This is a genomic window from Stieleria tagensis (genome assembly GCF_024129865.1).
GTDB lineage: Bacteria > Planctomycetota > Planctomycetia > Pirellulales > Pirellulaceae > Stieleria > Stieleria tagensis.
The window spans coordinates 1-3,464 of the sequence record NZ_JAMYFE010000149.1 but is presented as its reverse complement, the minus strand read 5'-3'; the positions used below and the strand labels follow the sequence as shown (position 1 = coordinate 3,464).

The window sequence follows — 3,464 nt, the reverse complement described above, 5'->3', positions numbered from 1 at the left end:
CGTGAGCGAAGCTGCACGACCTCCAATCGGGAGAGTGAATTGCATAAGCGCAACTTCAAAGCTCACGCGTCGGGTTACCATAAAAGCGCAACTTCAAAACGCGTCAGCGAGGGATCCCGTCAACCGGCTGACCCCCGGGTGAACAAATTCGTGGCGTAAGCTTCCAGCTTGCGATTCACCCGGTGTGGTGATGGCAAGCTGGAACCTTACGCCACGTTTAACGGGGCAGAGGGGTCTGGTGATTGCCCACAAACGGCAACCCGACGCGTCCGTCTTGAAGCCAGCGATTTCGCCAGCCTCAGAGGGCGGCACATGGTTTCACGCAGCGTCTTTCACGCAGACCCGCCGGCCGTGATCCGACCACGCAGCATCCGCCGAACTTGTTTCCAAAACCCAACGCGTCCTTGCGACGCACACTCACGCGCCTTGTCCACCACGGCCGGCGCAGTGTCTTTGGGCTCGCTGGCCTCCACTGTTGTTTTTATCGTCGCTTCCGGTGTCGCCGTCGGCTCTGATCGTTGGACCAAGCGATCCAGCGGGCTGACCACCGTGATGTCTTCACGATTGACAACGTGCGTGTAAATCATCGTGGTCGCCACGTCTCGATGACCCAGTAATTCCTGAATCGTACGAATGTCGGTGCCACGGTGTAACAGATGTGTTGCAAACGAATGTCGAAACGTGTGCGACGTGACGGCCTTGTGAACCGCTGCCTTCTCCACCGCATTTCGAAGATGTGTGGGAAAGGTGTCACGATGCAAATGGTGTCGATGAATCGCCCGGGTGCGCGGATCACGCGACAGCTTGTGTGACGCAAATACGAATTGCCATCGCCACTCGCCCGCCGCCGACGGATACTTCTTGGCCAATGCATGTGGCAACCATACCGATGCCACCCCGTCATCGACATCCTGGTCATGCAGCACCCGGCGTGACCTCAACACCCGACGAAGCGGTTCGACCAAATCCTTCGGCAGTGGAACGATCCGGCTCTTGCAACCCTTGGACTGATGGATCTCGATCAACAAATTGTCAAAATCGATGTCCTTCACACGCAATCGCAATGCCTCGCTGATCCGCATCCCACATCCATATAGCAACTTGGCGATCACCAGATAGACGCCACGAAGTCCCGCAAAGATAGACTCGACCTCCGCAGGACTCATCACCGTTGGAATCTGCTTACCCTTACTCGCACGGATCGCCTGGATCCGACCGATGTCCCGGTTCAGCACATGTTCAAACAGAAACAGCAGCGCATGAAACGCTTGGTTTTGCGTCGACGGCGCAACGTTGCCGTCGACCGCCAAATCCGTCAAGTGTGATTCAACATCACCACCATCGATGCCTGCGAAATCGGCCAGCGAAGTCAGCCCGCGCGCACTCATGAACGCTTTGACCTTGCTGACATAGGCACGCTCGGTCGAATATTGCTTGCCCAGCACACGCAGCTTGCGACGAAGCTCTTGGATCACATCCGGCTCACGTGGATTGATCTTGCCAACCACCTCTTCGATGTCCTCCACGCCGTCAGATTTGGCCCGCTCCCAGGCAGCGATCTCACCAAGTTTTCGGCGGATCGGTTGCAAGTCATCAGCGCCGGTATGTTGCTTGATTTGGCGATAATTGATCAGCCCTTCGACCATGCTCTGTCGCTTCCAGGCCGGCATCCCATTGTCACGCTTGTGCCGGCAGAACGCGACGACATCGTCGACAGTGAATTGCCACTGCGGATCAGCCGGTCGCTGATGAAAGAGAGCGAATTGTTTAAACCAAATGTGCGCCCATTTGGTTTCCCGATCGCGGCGATTTGAACGCTCAAAATAATCCATCTCCAGCCCTCCCCATCACAGCCACCTCATGCATCAGAGTGGCAGTGACCGTTCGTGGTAAAACTGAGCGGAGCCCTTCGCTGTTCGTATCCGCATTCCCGGCGGATCACGGGAATCGCGTTTCCCGCTACAATGATTGTGGTGAACCACCCGGCAGGTGTCTACCCCACATGGGGAGAAACATGCGGTCTCGTCCGCTCAACGTGATCCGATCAAGTAAGTCCGGGTCAGTCGGTTCAAGCCTTCCCATTCACTCGCGATCAACAACATCCACACCCTGGTAACTACGCGTCGCGCGGCACCACCCCCAGCCGTTGCAAGCAAAAACTTGACTGCCCACAGGCAATCAGTGAGAATACGTTCCGCGACAATCTCACTGATCAGTGAGAATAGGTCACGCGACCGGTGAGAATAGGTCACCCCAACCGGGCAACCACCCGGCCAACCGAAGGTGCAATCAGTGAGAACACGTCTCGGCACCCTATTCTCACCCGCCCGACCGCCAATAAATAAGTTCCCCGATTGCAAGTACCAACTTCATACTTACTACAAAATTGGTCGATCGCGAATGCGTGTTGAACCACTCGAAGTATTTGCCGAAGACTCGAATTTTGCTGTCATCAAACCGCCAGGGAGAAACTATCCCGGTTCGGTAATTCAAGGTGACACCCTTGCCAATCTATGTCGCAATGCAATCCAAATTGCTGATCAGATGAAATTGGCTGGTGTTCCAAGGGATTCGCAACATGCAATTCAGGAATTGGCCAATTCATTGATCAATCGATTGCTGCACTACCAAGCAGTTCTCGATGCGCATGGTGTTGAATATCCGCATGTTCGTCCGCTCTCCGAGGAAGATCGCGTCAATTTCGATCGAGACCATCGCAATGAGTAGACAGTTGGTTATATAGTCACGAAACGGGGAACCAGCGGATGCACGACGAGTCGCCGAGTCGTGGTTTTTGAAGTAGAGGATCAATCGCGGCGACCGCGTGATCCGTACCGTTATCCGATTTAAGAAAAATCCGAAGATGAAACTCTACGTCGTATTGTTGTTTATGTGCCTTTTTGAATTGGACGGTTCACGCTCCTTCGCAGACGAACCTGCTCAGGCCCATCCCATCATTGGTCGCTGGCAGGTTGTCGCTCTGGAGGGTAGTGGGAAAATGGACTCAGGTATTAGCTTTCGCGGAATGCAGTTCAAGTTCGATGGCGAAACCTGGACGACATGGCCCGGCAATACCACTCCAGCCGGCATTGCAGGCAAGCCGCCAACGAAACGCAAGTATACGATCGACGATTCGCATTCGCCCAAGCATCTCGATGTCACCGTCAAAACGAAAGACGGTTCGCGGATGATGCAAACGATCTATAAGATCGAAGACGGGAAGCTGCATATTTGCATGGGTAGGGCGAACGGCCGGCCAGTTGCGTTTAGTACAGAGGGCACGAGGAACGGTTGCTACGTCGCCAATCGGGTGGAAAATGAACCGGACGAAGCCGGTGACCAGCCTTGATCCAAGTCAGCGGATAACCAACGCATGCAACCGAGGACGGGTGGTCCGTTTTTTCGTCTGCTTGCAGGTCGTTTTCCCGTCCCGGCTGATGCGTATCGTTACGAGGATGAGACTC

General features: G+C 54.8%; 3 protein-coding genes. 2 read left to right on the top strand and 1 reads right to left on the bottom strand.

The window, feature by feature from the left end:
• Window positions 1-332: 332 nt before the first annotated feature.
• Window positions 333-1,832, bottom strand: a complete 1,500-nt coding sequence (locus NHH03_RS26755) for an integron integrase (protein ID WP_253161423.1) — start codon at window positions 1,830-1,832, stop codon at window positions 333-335.
• Window positions 1,833-2,400: 568 nt separating this feature from the next.
• Here NHH03_RS26755 and NHH03_RS26750 point away from each other — a divergent pair.
• Together NHH03_RS26750 and NHH03_RS26745 are read left to right on the top strand one after the other, a co-directional pair.
• Window positions 2,401-2,727, top strand: coding sequence for a DUF6959 family protein (locus NHH03_RS26750; protein WP_253161422.1), 327 nt, complete (start codon window positions 2,401-2,403; stop codon window positions 2,725-2,727).
• A 136-nt stretch (window positions 2,728-2,863) separates the two neighbouring features.
• Entirely contained in the window at window positions 2,864-3,349 is a 486-nt protein-coding gene (locus tag NHH03_RS26745) for a TIGR03067 domain-containing protein (protein ID WP_253161421.1), read from the top strand.
• Window positions 3,350-3,464 lie beyond the last annotated feature (115 nt).

Bases quoted from the DNA above. Each gene is read 5' to 3' on its own strand.
- NHH03_RS26755 (WP_253161423.1), bottom strand. From the start codon at position 1,832: ATGGATTATTTTGAGCGTTCAAATCGCCGCGATCGGGAAACCAAATGG.
- NHH03_RS26750 (WP_253161422.1), top strand. From the start codon at position 2,401: ATGCGTGTTGAACCACTCGAAGTATTTGCCGAAGACTCGAATTTTGCT.
- NHH03_RS26745 (WP_253161421.1), top strand. From the start codon at position 2,864: ATGAAACTCTACGTCGTATTGTTGTTTATGTGCCTTTTTGAATTGGAC.